General features: G+C 56.4%; 14 protein-coding genes. 6 read left to right on the forward strand and 8 right to left on the reverse strand.

Annotated features, from left to right (window positions below; translation table 11 throughout):
• Positions 1-11: 11 nt before the first annotated feature.
• Positions 12-1,133, reverse strand: coding sequence for a DUF6456 domain-containing protein (locus tag RCCS2_RS15310; protein ID WP_008235875.1), 1,122 nt, complete (start codon positions 1,131-1,133; stop codon positions 12-14).
• Positions 1,134-1,381: 248 nt separating this feature from the next.
• Here RCCS2_RS15310 and RCCS2_RS15315 point away from each other — a divergent pair, with 248 nt between their 5' ends.
• Positions 1,382-1,678 (forward strand): DUF6477 family protein, encoded by a 297-nt coding sequence (locus RCCS2_RS15315; RefSeq protein ID WP_008235878.1) that lies wholly within the window; start codon positions 1,382-1,384, stop codon positions 1,676-1,678.
• On the opposite strand, the gene RCCS2_RS15320 is transcribed toward RCCS2_RS15315, so the two are convergent.
• Both RCCS2_RS15320 and RCCS2_RS15325 read right to left on the reverse strand, forming a co-directional pair.
• Positions 1,675-3,231 (reverse strand): trimethylamine methyltransferase family protein, encoded by a 1,557-nt coding sequence (locus tag RCCS2_RS15320; RefSeq protein WP_037294323.1) that lies wholly within the window; start codon positions 3,229-3,231, stop codon positions 1,675-1,677. The genes RCCS2_RS15315 and RCCS2_RS15320 overlap by 4 nt on opposite strands.
• A 106-nt stretch (positions 3,232-3,337) precedes the next feature.
• Positions 3,338-4,138, reverse strand: coding sequence for a GMP synthase (locus tag RCCS2_RS15325; protein WP_008235882.1), 801 nt, complete (start codon positions 4,136-4,138; stop codon positions 3,338-3,340).
• Positions 4,139-4,242: 104 nt separating this feature from the next.
• Between RCCS2_RS15325 and guaA the strand changes: the two genes are divergently transcribed.
• Positions 4,243-5,802, forward strand: a complete 1,560-nt coding sequence (gene guaA / locus RCCS2_RS15330; RefSeq protein ID WP_008235884.1) for a glutamine-hydrolyzing GMP synthase — start codon at positions 4,243-4,245, stop codon at positions 5,800-5,802.
• An 88-nt stretch (positions 5,803-5,890) separates the two neighbouring features.
• Complete coding sequence (locus RCCS2_RS15335; protein WP_008235885.1) at positions 5,891-6,715, forward strand: FkbM family methyltransferase; 825 nt, start codon at positions 5,891-5,893, stop codon at positions 6,713-6,715.
• On the opposite strand, the gene RCCS2_RS15340 is transcribed toward RCCS2_RS15335, so the two are convergent.
• A complete protein-coding gene (locus RCCS2_RS15340) occupies positions 6,712-7,347 on the reverse strand; it encodes a hypothetical protein (protein ID WP_156788580.1) in 636 nt (211 codons plus the stop codon). The genes RCCS2_RS15335 and RCCS2_RS15340 overlap by 4 nt on opposite strands.
• Before the next feature lie 60 nt (positions 7,348-7,407).
• Between RCCS2_RS15340 and RCCS2_RS15345 the strand changes: the two genes are divergently transcribed.
• From RCCS2_RS15345 to RCCS2_RS15355, 3 genes are all read left to right on the forward strand, one after another.
• Positions 7,408-8,274 (forward strand): DMT family transporter, encoded by an 867-nt coding sequence (locus RCCS2_RS15345; protein WP_008235889.1) that lies wholly within the window; start codon positions 7,408-7,410, stop codon positions 8,272-8,274.
• A gap of 145 nt (positions 8,275-8,419) precedes the next feature.
• Positions 8,420-9,517, forward strand: a complete 1,098-nt coding sequence (locus RCCS2_RS15350; protein ID WP_008235890.1) for an OmpP1/FadL family transporter — start codon at positions 8,420-8,422, stop codon at positions 9,515-9,517.
• Positions 9,518-9,632: 115 nt separating this feature from the next.
• The gene (locus RCCS2_RS15355; protein WP_037294324.1) at positions 9,633-10,556 is read left to right on the forward strand and encodes a DMT family transporter; all 924 of its coding nucleotides are present in this window, start codon (positions 9,633-9,635) and stop codon (positions 10,554-10,556) included.
• On the opposite strand, the gene lpxB is transcribed toward RCCS2_RS15355, so the two are convergent.
• From lpxB to fabZ, 4 genes are read right to left on the reverse strand one after another with little or no spacing between them, the layout of a single operon-like run.
• Positions 10,497-11,633: a lipid-A-disaccharide synthase gene (lpxB, locus tag RCCS2_RS15360; protein ID WP_008235894.1), complete on the reverse strand. Its 1,137-nt coding sequence runs from the start codon at positions 11,631-11,633 to the stop codon at positions 10,497-10,499. The two genes, RCCS2_RS15355 and lpxB, sit on opposite strands and share 60 nt — an antisense overlap.
• The gene (locus RCCS2_RS15365; RefSeq protein ID WP_008235895.1) at positions 11,630-12,511 is read right to left on the reverse strand and encodes an LpxI family protein; all 882 of its coding nucleotides are present in this window, start codon (positions 12,509-12,511) and stop codon (positions 11,630-11,632) included. Before RCCS2_RS15365 ends, lpxB begins: the two co-directional genes overlap by 4 nt.
• The gene (gene lpxA / locus RCCS2_RS15370; protein ID WP_008235896.1) at positions 12,511-13,293 is read right to left on the reverse strand and encodes an acyl-ACP--UDP-N-acetylglucosamine O-acyltransferase; all 783 of its coding nucleotides are present in this window, start codon (positions 13,291-13,293) and stop codon (positions 12,511-12,513) included. Before lpxA ends, RCCS2_RS15365 begins: the two co-directional genes overlap by 1 nt.
• On the reverse strand, positions 13,293-13,754 hold the full coding sequence (gene fabZ, locus RCCS2_RS15375) for a 3-hydroxyacyl-ACP dehydratase FabZ (protein ID WP_037294325.1): 462 nt from the start codon (positions 13,752-13,754) through the stop codon (positions 13,293-13,295). Before fabZ ends, lpxA begins: the two co-directional genes overlap by 1 nt.
• Between the last annotated feature and the right edge of the window lie 49 nt (positions 13,755-13,803).

Raw genomic sequence — 13,803 nt, forward strand, 5'->3', positions numbered from 1 at the left:
TGACGTGCGCTTCACCCAATCATCGGTCCATAGCGCCCTTGCGTTTCTTCATAATGCCGTTTGAGCCGCTGTAGCGCGATACGCAAAACGATTTTGCCAGAGCGCGCAGACCAGCCCATTTTCTTTTCAGTCTGCTCCAGCCCTTCCAGAAAACAGCAGCAGCGCAACACCACATCACCAAGCCCCGGCCCCAATTCCGCAAGCGCATCTTTAATCCGGCCATGTGCGGCAACAGCACCTTTGGGTCCCTCTGTGACGTCTGCCGGGGTTTCGCCGTTCATGAAACCTTCCCAGCTTTCGGTGCCGCCCATGCCAACTTCGACCAATTCGTAGTCTTCGCGCAGGCGCTCCCCCACTGCGACCAGGTCGCGCGGCAAAAATGGTTTGCCATCCCGGTCCTTGCGGCGGGACAAGCCGACCAAGGGGCTTTCATTTGGATAACCACGAAAGGACGGGCGGTTGCCCCCTTCGATGGCCGCAATATCCCATCCGGCATCCCCTTGGGGGGCGGTGGATTTTTCGGCGAAACCACTGGCGCGGTTTTCATCCTCTGCGGTCAAGCGGCGCAACGCCGCGCGGCCAGTGTTGGTAATAAAATAGCGTGCGATCCGCCCGTCAGGTTCAGGGCATGTGATCCAGTCTTTCAGCGCCATCGCCTGTGCGATCTCGCGCTCCACGACGCCGGTGCGCACCTGTTCCCCTTCAGGGGTGACGCGGACAACAACGGCCGTTTCCATTTCACGCGCGACGGCCAAGACGGCCCCTTGTTCGCACAGGCGGCGCAAAATACGTTTCGCCTCTTGATCAATTCGCGTTTGTGTCAATCCAACTGGCTGATGTGCCTCACTCTTCAAACACTGCATATTCATGGTCTTCGTTTTCCCCTTTTTTAAGATGTCGCGCGCAGAAACCTGCGACGAGAGCGCCCGCAATGCCGCATCAATCAGCGGATCATCACGGCGCCCCTCAAACCGGCGTACCTGCCGAAGAACTGTTGACGGGTGACAGTCACTGGCCCGTGCGAGCGCACGGATCGAAAGGCCAGTTTCTGTGTGAACAAGGTAATGGCGGGCCGCATCCGGAACCCAACGTGGTAAATGGGGCGAGGCAGTCTGCCCTTCTGATGCTGTCATGGTCACTCATCCTTTTGCCGAAATTACCGACGCAACAGACGACCGCCACATTCATAGGCACATGACGGCATACTACCTGAGCGTGCATGGTTACCCATTTGTTAACGGTCCAATTTGCCCGTCAACCATTCTTTCTAAAAGATAAACAATCCTAACGGCAGCGTTCTTATCTCATGGTGATTCCGCAACACCCGCTATGGTTGTGTCATGTTGGGCGAACGACCACTTCTGTAATTGGATACTGACACATGCTTGATCTACACACGCGTATCGCCACGCTACAGCGCCCAACCTTGTTGGCCCGCGCCGCCCGGTTTGGGGTCGATGATTATCGCCGCCACGTTCATTTGCGCCGTATTTTGCACAGTGATGCACTGCCGCGGCATGGCAAAGCCATCATGCAATTACTGGATATTGAAGCTGAAATGAATGGCCTGCGCCTAGACGATGCCGCACACTATCGCCCGGCCCGTCATGTCGAGGTTCTGATTGCGATTCTCGGAGAGGCACAATTGATGCGCGCCACCGCCCCGCAATTGGTTTAGCCGAACGCGTCTGGCATGCTTGCTTTTTTCTCGGCCACATAGGCGCGCAGCTTTGCCTCAACCTCTGGGTCAAGTTTGGGCTGTTGGTAGGTGTCCAGCAGCTTGGCCACCCGTGCGGTCGCCAGCGTCTGTGTATCGCGCGCGCCTTCCTCGTCCCATGTCTCGAACGGTTTGTAATCGAATAGATCAGACCGCCAGAACGCTGTTTTGAAATTCGCCTGAGTGTGTTCGCACCCGAGGTAATGGCCACCCGGTCCCACCTCTTCAATCGCACCCATGGCCTGCCCGTTTTCAGACATATCCACGCCTTGCGCAAAGTGATGCAGCGTGCCCAGCATATCGGCGTCCATGACAAACTTTTCAAAGGACGCCACCAGCCCGCCTTCCAACCAGCCACAGCTGTGCAGCATAAAATTCACACCGGCCAGCAAACCCATATTCAGGCTGTTCGCGGTCTCATACGCCGCCTGCGCATCGGGCAATTTCGATCCACAAAACGACCCGGCGGAACGGTACGGCAGCCCCAAACGACGGGCCAACTGCCCTGCCCCATAGGTAATATGGCTTGCCTCTGGTGTGCCAAACGTTGGCGCGCCGGAATTCATGTCGATAGATGTCACGAATGTGCCCATGACCACGGGTGCACCGGGGCGGATGATCTGGCTATAGGCGACGCCTGCCAGCACCTCGGCCAAGACCTGCGTCAGCGTTCCTGCAATCGACACCGGCGCCATCGCACCGCCAACAATGAATGGGCTGATGATCGACGCTTGGTTATTCTTGGCGAATATTTCCAACGCACCCATCATGACACTGTCAAACGTCAGCGGCGAGTTGATATTGATCAGGGACGTCATCACCGTGTGATCCTGCACGAACTCTTTGCCAAACAGGATCTCGCACATCTCGATGCTATCTTGTGCGCGGCTTGGTTCGGTAACGGACCCCATAAAGGGCTTGTCGCTGTAAACCATATGGGTCAGCAACATATCAAGGTGGCGTTTGTTCACCGCCACATCGGTGGGTTCGCACACCGTCCCGCCAGAATGATGCAACCACTTGGACATATAGCCCAGTTTTACGAATTTTTCGAAGTCGGCCATCGTTGCATAGCGGCGGCCACCTTCGGCGTCGCGCACAAATGGCGGGCCATAAACGGGTGCAAGCACAAGGTTTTTGCCGCCGACAACAACGTTCCGATCAGGATTGCGGGCATGTTGTGTGTACTCAGACGGGGCTGTCGCGCACAGCTTGCGCGCCAGACCACGCGGAATACGCACGCGTTCGCCGTCTACAGACGCACCTGCCGCTTTCCAACGTTCCAACGCTTCGGGGTTGTCGACGAAATTAACGCCAATCTCGGCCAGCACCGTTTCGGCATTCGCCTCAATCACGTCGAGCGTATCTTCGGTCAGAACCTCGTAGTTGGGGACGTTGCGTTCAATATACTTGGCAGTTTCAACACTCACCGCTGTCCGCTCGGCCCGCCGCGCGGCCCCGCCGCCACCGCGCCCTCTGCGTCCTGCTTTGGCTGGTGCTGCTGCGTCCGACATGATCCGTCCCCCATAGGTTCGCTGGCTGGTTGACGCTTGATACAACCCCAGTCAGCGCGGCCTTGCCCAAATAGCGGCCCCTGAGACGCGAAAACGACATGTGTCGTTAGTAAACCTTGAAACTGGCCACAAATGGCAGGTGATCGGATACTTCATCCCTGAAACGCTCGCGCCCCATATCCATCGTCCAATGCATTGGGAACAATCGCAAAGATCCGCGCACATAGTCTGTGGCAAAAGTACGTGACACAGCAAACCCATCCAGCAGATTGGCACGCCCCTTATCAAGGATATGGCTGAACCGATCCTGCAAATCCCAGCTTGAGACGAAATCCATCAGGTCATCGCCACCCAGATGATGAAAATTGCTGACATCCTGTCCGGGGATCATGTTGAAATCACCCATCAACAACAACGTCTTACGCTTGAAACCTGGCGTATTGCGCAGGTTGGTCAGGTAATTCCCAATCGCGATGCACTGTGTATCGCGCAATTTCTGTTCCGGCTTATCGCGGCCCGATTTCAGATGAACACCCAGTACATGGGCGGAAAACTTGCCCATCTTCACGTCAACCGACACAGCCCGCCGGCCATTCAGATAGGCACCTTCGGACCCCGGCACCAACGTCACATTCTTCACCTCCACACCTTTTTTGTGCAAAAACCCGATGTGCAGACCACCCGGTTGAGGCAGGATCGTCGTGTCGTAATGCAACCCGTAAGTTCCGATCTCAGCGGCCAGCGCATCAATATAGCTGACCGGATTGACCTCGACCAAAGTCACCAGTTCTGCATCCAGCAAGGCCAGTCCTTCGGCCTGTCGTTTCATCCGGTCAAAATCAATCCCGCCAAAGCCTGCAAGGTTCCAGACGGCGACGCGCGCCAGTGTGTGTTCAAAAATCTGCATCTCAAAATTCCTTTCAACAATAGTTCTATCTTAGCACAAATTTGCCCGCGCGAATATCGCCGCCCCCTCTTGCACAAATGCGGCCCGGCCATTACCGAAGCGCCATGGAAAACAGCACCCACGAACGCCTTCTTATCATTGATTTCGGCAGCCAGGTGACGCAACTGATCGCGCGGCGCTTGCGTGAACTTAGCGTCTATTGTGAAATTCATCCCTATCAGAACGTCACAGATGCTTTTTTAGCGGATTTTGCGCCCAAAGCGGTGATCCTTTCAGGGGGGCCTGACAGCGTGACGCGCGATGGATCACCCCGCGCGCCGCAAGCCTTGTTCGACATGGGCATCCCGGTGCTTGGCATCTGCTATGGCCAGCAAACCATGATGGAACAATTGGGCGGTAAAGTGGTCAGCGGCGAAGGCACAGCCGAGTTTGGGCGCGCCTATGTGACCCCCGAAGGCAAGCTGTCCCTGCTGGACGGCTGGTTCATGACCGACAAAGAACAAGTCTGGATGAGCCATGGCGACCATGTCTCTGAAATTGCTCCGGGTTTTGCGGTTTATGGTACGTCCCCAAGCGCCCCATATGCGATCACCGCTGATGTGGCGCGTAACTTCTATGCAGTGCAATTCCATCCCGAAGTGCACCACACACCAAACGGCGCGAAACTTTATGAAAACTTCGTGCGTATCGCTGGGTTTAGTGGCGGTTGGACCATGGGTGCCTACCGCGAACAAGCGATTGACGCGATCAAAGAACAGGTGGGCGATGCGCATGTGATTTGCGCACTGTCTGGCGGTGTGGATTCTTCCGTTGCCGCCGCGTTGCTGCACGAAGCCATCGGCGACCAGTTAACGTGCGTTTTCGTCGACCATGGTCTGTTGCGCCTGAACGAAGCCGAAGAGGTTGTGGGCATGTTCCGCGACAACATGAACCTCAAGGTTATTCACGCAGATGAAAGCGATCTGTTTCTGGGCGAACTGGAAGGCCAATCCGACCCCGAAACCAAGCGCAAGATCATCGGCAAACTGTTCATCGACGTGTTCCAGAAATACGCTGATCAGATCGAAGATGCCGCTTTCCTTGCGCAGGGCACGCTTTACCCCGATGTCATTGAAAGCGTCAGCTTTTCTGGCGGTCCATCGGTTACAATCAAATCGCATCACAACGTCGGTGGCCTGCCCGAAAAGATGGGGCTGAAATTGGTTGAACCACTGCGCGAGTTGTTCAAAGACGAAGTGCGCGCCTTGGGTGTTGAACTTGGCTTGCCGAAATCCTTTATCGGACGCCACCCGTTTCCCGGCCCCGGCCTTGCCATTCGCTGCCCTGGCGAGATCACCCGCGAAAAGCTGGAAATCTTGCGCAAGGCTGATGCGGTTTACATTGATCAAATCCGCAAACACGGGCTGTATGATTATATCTGGCAGGCATTCGTCGCGATCTTACCTGTACGCACCGTTGGCGTGATGGGCGACGGGCGGACCTATGATTTTGCCTGTGCGCTGCGCGCTGTCACGTCGGTTGATGGTATGACCGCTGACTACTATCCTTTCAGCCATGAATTTTTGGGTGAAACCGCCACGCGGATCATTAATGAAGTACAGGGAATTAACCGCGTGACCTATGATATCACCAGCAAACCGCCGGGTACGATTGAATGGGAATGATCAATCGTTCGGTCTTTGTTAATCGCTTAACCATCTATTAACACTTGTGAAGGAAAGTTGCACAACCAGTAGTTGAAGAGTAATCCACGTGCAAACAACCTTGACAAACACACCGTCCCGCCCTTTCCGTGAAGGCCTTGCTGCCAGCCGATTGCTGCGATCCATTGCCTTGCCATTGCTGCGTCGCATTGATCGCCCCGTCACGATAAAGAACCCGTTTTCCGGGCTGCCGTTTCATCTGCTCAGCTATACGCACAAAGGATACTGGTTTTACGGGAAACATCGCGAAAGCTTGACCATGCGGCGGCTTTCGCAACTGACCCGGCGCGGTGACAAAGTGTTCGAAGTGGGCGGGCATATCGGCTATCTGACACAGTTTTTCGCCCATAAGGTAGGGCACACCGGGCAGGTTCATGTGTTTGAACCGGGACAACAAAACCAGCAGTTTTTGCGCAAAAACATCGCCCGTTGCATGCAATGCGTACATATCAACGCCGCTGTCAGCGATCAGACCGGCAAGGCCATGTTCTATGAAGAAAACCTTGGCGGTTTTATGAATTCACTTGAGGCCGATTTTGCCACATCCAGCGATATCGCCAGCGCACAGCGCAGCACGCTGAAGGTGCGGGCACGAAAGGTGAATACCATCACACTTGATGCCTATGCTGTCGCACATAATGTCTGGCCTGCTGTCCTGAAAATTGACGTCGAAGGGGCTGAGCTGGCCGTGCTTCGTGGCGCAACAAAGGTATTACAGAACGTGCGCAGCCTGATGATCGAAGTGTCGCGCAACCATCACAAGGTTTTTGACATTCTGGACAATCTGGGATTCACCCTGACCCATCCGGACGGCACATTGGTCAGCGACCCCATGCAAATGAACGGCAATGTTTTTGCAACGCGCGCGACCTAAGGGTTCAATGCATCCATCAGCAAATCAGACGTAAATTCGCCCGGCGCGCAGGCGGCAAGATCACCTTGCTGCCCGATAGCAAACCACTCTGCCCGCGCGGCCAGTCCAATCGATACCTTGGGCCCGATATGCAAAGGATCGCGGCCCCAATGGCTGCCGGTGAACGGCTCATCCGTGAACAAATCGGTCAGGTCTGTGTGCGGCAGCCCGGCCCGCGACATGATAAAGCCTGCAATACACTCTACTTGCCGGGTCACAAGACCACGCAACATGGCTTCCTCAGCGCGCCGGCGCCTAATCTGCCCAAGGGCAAAATCAGCCACGCCATGTCGCACCTGCACCGCGTGGCCGAAAGCATGGGCCAGCATATAAAGGGTCTGCGGGTCATCTACAGCCGGGCCAGTCAGGAATATCTGGTTGCGCGTGGTGCAATAGGCAACCGTCTGGTTCACGGTTTCATCAGCACCGCATTGCCCCGATATCTGATCGACAAGGCGCACTTGCGGCAGCCCATCAAAGGCAGATTGCGCCGCCAGCGTCACCTGATCTACCGGATCAGCACTTACTATTTGCCCGGCAAACACACAGGCCATAACCCATTTCAGCATATGGCACCTCATTTCGATACGCATCAGCCAAACACATCTTGGCGGGGGTTGCAAAATCCGGCACCGCAATGACAACTGCGCTTTATGAATACGCTTGTCACAGCTGCCGCCTGGATGATCGGGGCGATCACGTCCTTTACGCTGATGGCAATCGCCGGTCGTGCGGTCAGTGCAGAGCTTGATACCTTTGAGATCATGCTGTTTCGCAGTCTGACCGGCATCGCCATCGTTGTCAGCGTTGCCATGGCCAGCGGCACATTTCGCCAAATCAATCTGGGCCGCTTTGGGCTTCATGCCACACGCAACATCTTTCACTTCACCGGACAGAACCTGTGGTTTTATGCCATCACCATGATCCCGCTCGCTCAGGTGTTTGCTTTGGAATTCACCACACCGATCTGGGTGATCCTGCTGTCGCCCCTGATCTTGAAAGAGCGGATCACCGCAATTGGCCTCCTTAGCGCAGCCATTGGTTTTGTCGGCATCCTGATTGTCGCGCGCCCGGACCCCGCCAATATCAGCGTGGGGCTGATGGCCGCCGCCGGTTGCGCCGTCTTCTTCGCGTTTACCGCGATCTTTACGCGCAAGCTGACACAAACCGAAACAATCACGACGATCCTGTTTTACCTGACGGTGATGCAGGCTGTCTTTGGGCTGATCTGTGCAGGTTATGACGGGGATATCGCCGTGCCGTCTGTTGTTGCACTGCCTTGGGTGATCCTGATCGGCTGTGCGGGGCTGCTGGCGCATTTCTGTCTGACGAAGGCACTGAGCATCGCACCCGCCAGCATTGTGATGCCGATCGACTTTGTCCGCCTGCCCACAATCGCCATCGTGGGTGTGCTGCTTTACCAAGAACCTTTGGAAATATGGGTTTTCGTTGGGGCAATTTTGATTTTCGGGGCCAATTATCTTAACATCACCTATGCGATGCAGACGCCCCGAAGTTAATTAAACTGCAAGACGACATAAAATATTGTAATTTTGTGACGCAGCGGAGTGGTCTTGCAAATGACGCGGCGTCAATAATTGACGTAAAGCTTAGGCACTCCATAGGGTGGTCGGCACATAATTTGTTCATGACAGGGATGAGGACATGAAAAACGTAATGACAGCAGGGGCAGCCTTGCTGCTCACAACCAGCATGGCACAGGCGGTTGGACTTGACCGTTCTGGGCAACCGGTTGGGATTATCTTTGAAGAAGGCAATTACGCCGAGTTTAGCTTTGGCTATGTCATGCCTGAAGTAACGGGCGATGCGATTGAACTGGGTGCACTTGGTCAACCAAGTGGCAGCATTGGTGATGTAGCAGAGGACTACACCCAATTTGGCTTGGGCTATAAGGCAGACCTTAATGAACAATGGTCATTCGCAATCATCGTCGATGAACCCTACGGCGCAGATATTGACTACCCTTCCGACACCCCCGGACTACTGCAACCAACCGCAGCAGAATTGAACGCGATCGCACTGACTGGCTTGGCACGCTACAAGATCGACGATACCTTTAGTGTACACGGTGGCATCCGTGCACAGCGCATTGACGCTGATATTACGCTACCGTCCACTGCGACGACAGTAGAGCTGGAAGATAGTTTGGCATTTGGCTATGCAATCGGCGGAGCTTATGAGCGCCCAGATATCGCATTGCGCGTCGCTCTAACCTATTTCTCCGAAATTGAACACGAGTTTGACGCGACAGTTAGCGGTGTTGTGGAAAGCGAAACGAAGGTGACAACACCGCAAGCTGTCAACCTTGATTTCCAAACGGGTATCGCAGCAGACACCCTCTTGTTTGGCTCAGTCCGTTGGGCGGAATACAGCGTTGTGAAGGTCCAACCTACTCCGCTTCCGGTCTCCATTACCGACATTGAGGACGGGTATACATATACGCTCGGTGTTGGACGTCGCTTTAGCGATGTGTTCTCAGCATCTGTAAGTGCCACCTACGATACTGAGGGTGAGGATGATCTGGTATCACCATTGGCCCCTAAAAATGGCAGCTACTCCATCGGTTTGGGTGGTCAGTACAAAGTTGATGATAACATCACAGTGTCCGGCGGCATTCGCTATGTTGTTATTGGTGATGCTCGACCAGAGCTAGACACGCCACTGGGCATAGATACCGCCATTGCTGAGATGGAAGACAACACCGCAATCGCCATTGGTTTTAAGGTTGGGTACAGCTTCTAAAGCCCAATCTTTACTTTTAGACAAGAAAGCCCCGCCCTACCCGGCGGAGCTTTTTCTTTGCTCTCTCGCATGATCCGGGTTGCGTAGCGCAACTCAAACCGATCATGTCGTCCCCATGGCACCAATCCAAAAAACCATATCCCCCCGTGCGTGGGGCGAACTGATGATGCTCTCGCTGATATGGGGCGCGTCTTTTCTGTCGATCCGTATTGCGTTGGATGAAATTGGGCCTTTAACCGCGGTCGCCCATCGTACCGGCTGGGCGATGCTGATCCTTTGGGCCTACGTGTTGATACGCCGCTTGGCCGTGCCAACAGACCTGCGGGTTTGGGGTGCGTTTCTTGTGATGGGCCTGCTCAACAACGTCATCCCGTTCAGCCTGATGGCATGGGGGCAACTGCATATCGAGACAGGGCTGACATCAATCCTGAATGCCGCGACTGCCATCTTTGGCGTGATCGCGGCGGCGGTGTTCTTTGCGGATGAACGATTGACCACACGCAAGACGATTGGCGTCACACTGGGGTTTCTGGGGGTTTCAACCGCGATTGGCCTGGCAGCCTTCAAAGATTTCGACATCCGCTCGCTTGGGCAACTTGCCGTCATTGGTGGCACGATCAGCTATGCGCTGGCAGGTGTCTGGGCGCGCAAAATGCTTGGCCATCTGACGCCGCAAATGGCTGCCGCTGGCATGCTGACCGGGGCCAGTGTTATGACGATCCCTGCCGCGTGGTTGGTAGAGGGGCCGATCACCCTTGCCCTTGCCCCCCAAACCTGGGCCGCCATCGCATATTACGCGGTTGTCGCAACCGCGATCGCCTATATGCTGTATTACCGGGTGCTGGCCATGGCGGGCAGTGGCAACCTGATGCTGTGCACCTTGCTGGTGGCACCTGTTGCCATCATCCTTGGGGCCGTCGTTTTGGGAGAGGACCTGCCCCTGCGCGCCTACATTGGTTTTGCGATTCTTGCGCTTGGATTAGTGATCCTTGATGGCCGCGTCTTCAAGGCGCTGCAACACCGCGCGCGCCGCGCGTAGGCCCGGTGCCTCACCGCCCTGCCCCAGCCGATCCATTGTGACAGCCATCGCCTGAAGCTGCGCCTCTGGTTCCGCCAGCACCTTTCGCACTGCGTCAGCGATGGGACCCGGCGCGCAATCCGCACCGATAAATTCAGGCACAACGCGCGTTTCGCTGACCAAATTCACCAGCGTCACCGTATCTACCATCAGCATACGGCTGATGATGATCCGGCTCAGCCATGCCATATCATAGGCGATAACCATCGGTGTTCCACTGGCCGCCAGTTCCAGCGACACCGTGCCAGAGGCGGCCAAGGCCACATCCGCCCGCTTGAACCAAGCGGCCTTGTCAGATAATCCGGGCGGCAACACAGTAACGGGTACCTGCCAGCCCGCGACCTGCGTCTGCACCAGATCATGCACGCCGCGTGTTGTTGGGATGACGAACTGAGCATCCGGTACGGCCGCCGCGATTTCTGACGCCGCTTCACCAAAACGGTCGGCCAAGCGCGACACTTCGCCTTTGCGGCTGCCGGGCAGCACCAGCACGACCGTACCGTCTCCCAAGGCCGCGGCCTCAGCATCGCTGGCAACGGGTTCCGCGACCACTGGATGCCCCACAAAATCACACTCCATGCCTGCGGCCTGCATCAAAGGCGGCTCAAACGGGAACAGGGCCAGCACATGATCAATATGATGCGCCATCTTCGCGGCCCGTTTCGGGCGCCACGCCCAAACAGTTGGGGCAACGTAATGGACGGTACGAATATTACTATCTGCTTTGACCAGACGGGCAACACGCAAGCAGAAATCGGGGCTGTCGATGGTGATCAACACATCTGGCGGATCAGCAAGGATCACATCTGCCATCTGCCGGATACGTGCCTTGAGCGCGCGATACTTTGGCAAGATTTCAGCCAATCCCATCACACTCAGTTCTTCCATGGGAAAGCGGCTTTCCAGCCCTTCGGCCTGCATCAGCGGCCCGCCGACACCATCAAATGTCACATCTGGTCGCAGCGTTTTTAGCCCCGCCATCAACGCCGCGCCCAGTTTATCACCCGACGCCTCGCCCGCGATCACAAAGACCTTCACGCCCCACCTCTGGGCCGCACCCACAGGAACAGGCCCGCGCGATCAAGGATAGACAGCACAGCGTCCAGCTCCAAAACCATGACGCCATCAGCTTCGATCACCACACCTGCAAACCCGGCGGCCACAACGCCTTGGGCTGTTTGCGGCCCGATCACAGGCAAATCGGCGCGACGGTCCTGTCCCGGCTTGGGCGCTTTGAAAAGGATCGCACCGCGCGCATCCGTTGGTTCACCCTCTGCGCCGCTTAACCATTCAGCAGCACCGCCAAGGACAGCGCCCAGCCCATCGACAGCCCCCCACAGCGGATCGTCACTTGGTGCGAACCGTGCCAACATCGCGTCCGTGCCCGCCTGCCCTTCGCGGGCCAGTACGCGGCCATTTCGCACGATACAGGCCTGCCCCACGTCTGCCCGGCCCATCTCAGCGATGGTGTGTTCGGCGGTCACGGCATCTTGTCGGTTGTCGATCGTCACAGGTTTACGGCTGAGGACGCCCGTCTGTGGCAGCAAATCAGGGGCGATCTGATGGGCGGGTTTGACCGAAAGCCCGGCCTCTTCGAAAATTGCAATGATCGCCCGCAAGGCACCGTCATCGCCCTGCCCGATTGCGTCCATGATGCGTGTAACAAGCGGTTGGGTCGCCGCATCAATCGCGGTTGGATCAATGGGTGGCCGGGTCACCGCACCTGCCATGCAAACGTCGGTCACGCCGCGCGTTTTTAGATCAGCCAGAAAACTGCCCAACTGCTCGATCCGAAAGGTCACATCGGGTGTCAACGCTGGCCGAAAGCCATCCATCGCGCAGATCAATGGGCGCGTGGGCAACCGCGCGACCAACGCAGGCGGCAGATCACCGGTACCCGCAATCAGCGCCAGCATCAGCCCGGCGTCAGGAAATTGCGGTCGGTATCGCCCAAAATAAAGGCGACCATTTGCTGGACGTAAGCACTTTCGCTTTCATCGGCCAGCCGATGCGCACGGTCCTGAAACGTGCCTTCACCGTCTTTAAGCATCTGAAACGCCGCGCGCATAGCCGTGATATCTGCACGAGCCACACCCTTGCGCTTGAGCCCCACAAGGTTAAGACCATCCAACGCGCCACGCGGCGCCTGCACAAGACCATGAGGCACCACATCTTTAGTGACCATCGTCACAGCCCCGATAATCGCACCCTGCCCGATCCGCACGAATTGGTGCACGCCACACAGACCACCGATGATGACATCGTCTTCAATAACGCAATGCCCGGCCACGGCAGAGGAATTAACGACAATCACCCGGTCGCCAATCTGCGCGTCATGCGCGATATGACAGCCTGCCATGAACAGCCCATCATCACCGACGCGTGTTTCGCCCCCACCGGCGATCGTGCCGGTGTTCATTGTCACGTGTTCACGGATACGGTTGCGCGCACCAATGCGCAGACGGGATTTTTCACCGCCAAATTTTAGATCCTGTGGGATTTCACCAATCACCGCGAATGAGAAGATAACGGTGTCATCGCCAACCTGTGTATCACCGTCGATCACCACGTGACTTTTAAGGTGTACACGGTCGCCCAGCACCACATCCGCGCCAATGACGCAGAACGGGCCAATGATGCAATCTGCGCCAATCTGCGCGCCCTCGGCGATCACGGCAGATGGGTGAATATCGGCCATCAGCCCTGCATATCCATCATTGCGGTAAACTCGGCCTCAGCGGCCATTTCACCATCCACCGTGGCAACGCCCTTAAAGCGCCAAACCTTGCCGCCCGGTTTGCCGCGCGTTGTTTCAACATGCATTTCCAACACGTCACCGGGCACGACCTTGCGGCGGAATTTGCAGCCATCAATCGCCATGAAATAGACCAGTAAGTTACCATCCGTCAGACCAAGTGAAGCACCAACCATCACGGCAGTCGTCTGCGCCATCGCCTCAACAATCGTCACACCCGGCATGATCGGGTTACCGGGAAAGTGTCCCTGAAAATGCGGCTCGTTCATCGTGACGTTTTTGATGCCCACAGCGGATGTGGTACCATTGATGCTGTGCACCTTGTCGACCAGCAGGAATGGGTAGCGGTGCGGCAGAATTTTCTGGATCAGCTGGATATCGGCAGTGGTCACGGGTTCGGTCATGGCGGGCGGCTCCTTGTTGTTGATATTGGCGCGCCGGGGCCGCCGTGAG

The organism is Roseobacter sp. CCS2, assembly GCF_000169435.1.
GTDB lineage: Bacteria > Pseudomonadota > Alphaproteobacteria > Rhodobacterales > Rhodobacteraceae > Yoonia.

Excerpts from the sequence above, each read along its gene's own strand:
- RCCS2_RS15310 (WP_008235875.1), bottom strand. The coding sequence starts at position 1,133 with ATGACAGCATCAGAAGGGCAGACTGCCTCGCCCCATTTACCACGTTGG.
- RCCS2_RS15315 (WP_008235878.1), top strand. The coding sequence starts at position 1,382 with ATGCTTGATCTACACACGCGTATCGCCACGCTACAGCGCCCAACCTTG.
- RCCS2_RS15320 (WP_037294323.1), bottom strand. The coding sequence starts at position 3,231 with ATGTCGGACGCAGCAGCACCAGCCAAAGCAGGACGCAGAGGGCGCGGT.
- RCCS2_RS15325 (WP_008235882.1), bottom strand. The coding sequence starts at position 4,138 with ATGCAGATTTTTGAACACACACTGGCGCGCGTCGCCGTCTGGAACCTT.
- guaA (WP_008235884.1), top strand. The coding sequence starts at position 4,243 with ATGGAAAACAGCACCCACGAACGCCTTCTTATCATTGATTTCGGCAGC.
- RCCS2_RS15340 (WP_156788580.1), bottom strand. The coding sequence starts at position 7,347 with ATGCGTATCGAAATGAGGTGCCATATGCTGAAATGGGTTATGGCCTGT.
- RCCS2_RS15345 (WP_008235889.1), top strand. The coding sequence starts at position 7,408 with ATGAATACGCTTGTCACAGCTGCCGCCTGGATGATCGGGGCGATCACG.
- RCCS2_RS15350 (WP_008235890.1), top strand. The coding sequence starts at position 8,420 with ATGAAAAACGTAATGACAGCAGGGGCAGCCTTGCTGCTCACAACCAGC.
- RCCS2_RS15355 (WP_037294324.1), top strand. The coding sequence starts at position 9,633 with ATGGCACCAATCCAAAAAACCATATCCCCCCGTGCGTGGGGCGAACTG.
- RCCS2_RS15365 (WP_008235895.1), bottom strand. The coding sequence starts at position 12,511 with ATGCTGGCGCTGATTGCGGGTACCGGTGATCTGCCGCCTGCGTTGGTC.
- lpxA (WP_008235896.1), bottom strand. The coding sequence starts at position 13,293 with ATGGCCGATATTCACCCATCTGCCGTGATCGCCGAGGGCGCGCAGATT.
- fabZ (WP_037294325.1), bottom strand. The coding sequence starts at position 13,754 with ATGACCGAACCCGTGACCACTGCCGATATCCAGCTGATCCAGAAAATT.